At 63.1% G+C, this 1,766-nt stretch carries 2 protein-coding genes; both read right to left on the reverse strand.

Annotated features, from left to right (window positions below; translation table 11 throughout):
- The coding region (locus tag VMR39_RS26010; protein ID WP_325420693.1) for a group III truncated hemoglobin at window positions 1-377 on the reverse strand (377 nt) is incomplete at its 3' end.
- A gap of 334 nt (window positions 378-711) precedes the next feature.
- The coding region (locus VMR39_RS26015) for a tyrosine-type recombinase/integrase (RefSeq protein ID WP_325420695.1) at window positions 712-1,766 on the reverse strand (1,055 nt) is incomplete at its 5' end.

The raw sequence follows: 1,766 nt of genomic DNA on the forward strand, positions 1-1,766 counted from the left end.
AACATCGCGAGTTGCAGGCTCTCGGCGATCCGCCTCGCCTTCGCCTGTAGTGCCGCGGCCGCTTCTGACGTCATCATGTCATTGGTCGTTTGCACCCAGAGCGCGAGCCACCGCTCGAAGAGCGCGGGTGTTATCCTAGCCTTATGCTTCAAATGGGCCGGCACCGGTTGACCCTTGTATCGGCCACTGGTGAGCATGACGGAGGACCAGAACGCAGTCAGCTTCCCAAGATGCTCCGGCCAATCGTCGATCGCATCGTTGAAAATCGGCCCAAGTTCGGCGTCGGCCCGGACCCGCGCGTAGAACTCTTCCACCAAAGGAGCCAGCTCTTCCTCTCTGATTATCGAGGCATCGACCACGACTCGCGCTCCAATCATGCATATATAATACATCTATCATAATTGCGCATAAACGCAAGGCTAGCGCATATTTCCAGGTCGTCGGTCGCGGCGATGTACACAGCCTGAGAAACTGCTCAGCCCCGCTAGTTTAGCCTTGAATCCGAAACACGAAGGCATAGCATCAGCCAGCGACCCGAAGGAGTCTCGGTAAGACGTAGACACCTTTCCTTGCCCGCCCGTCAAAAGACGGGCGGGTTTTCTTTTCCGATTCCGTCGGACATTCGCTGGAACGCTAATCCGCGTGATCTGGCGCACTCGGAATTTTCAAACACCGTCACAAATACCTAATTGTGCGCAGCTCAAGATCTAATCACCCGATTTTCGCGATCAAGCGGCCGGCGGCACCCTGCTCAGCCGCCAGATTGCGATTATAGGCGAGCGGCATCCGGGGACTCTTCCAGCGTAGCGCATCCATTATCCCCGCCAGATCCTCGCCGCTCGCAAACAGATCCTGGTTCAAGCCCACCCGCGTCGAATGCGCGCTCACGCCCTTGAGCAACTGCGCCAGATCATCGGCGGTGAGGTCGCTCAGCGCGCCCTTGTCGAAGGCGCGCCGGATCATTGCCCGCCAGATCGGCCCGATCGAACCCGGGTGCAACGCCCCCTCTCCCACATCATATTCGGTGCGCGCCGGCACCGCCGACTTCGGCAACGTCTTGCGCAGATCCCAGCTTTCGCGGCCAGAAATCGTCTCGATCCGCCGCCCCTTGACCGCGGCCCGCGCCTTGTAGCGGCGCACCTGCACCCGGCGAAACAGCGGTCCCTCCTCGATGTCGGCAGCCGCAGTCCAGGCGGCGATCGCCCGCACCGAGCGCGGGCTGAGGAACGCGGTCGCGCCCTTTCCCTCCTGATCGCCCTTGCTGCGCGAAATCGTCAGCAGCCGCGCCTCGGGATCGATGGCGTCCACAATGTGCTCGACCTCGACCGCGACCAGCTCGGAGGCGCGCAAGCCCGTGTCGTAGGCGACCGACAGTAAAGCCCGATCCCTAAGCCCCGGCAAATCATCCGCGCAGGCCTCAAGCAGCCCCCGCACATTAAGCCCCCGGGGTGCGTCCCGCTCGACATTGCGCACCGGCCCCTTGAACCGCAGCGGCCGCGCCTGGGCTTGCGTGCTGCCCTTCTCCCGGCGGATCGCGCGGAGCCGCAGCTTGACCAGCTCGGCCTGGGTGGGATCCTTGATGTCGAGCAGCTGGTGGATCTTGGCGATCGACGCCTTGTAGCGACCGAGCGAGGCGGGTTTCGCCCCCTGCCCTGACCGGGCATCGAGATAGTCGGCGACCGTCTCGGGGGTCGCCGGCAAGGTCACGCGCCCGTTTCGGCGGCACCAATGGTCGAACGCCTCGATGTCGCTGGCAAGCGCGCGCA

The organism is Sphingobium sp., from assembly GCF_035511395.1.
Taxonomy (GTDB): Bacteria; Pseudomonadota; Alphaproteobacteria; order Sphingomonadales; family Sphingomonadaceae; genus Sphingobium.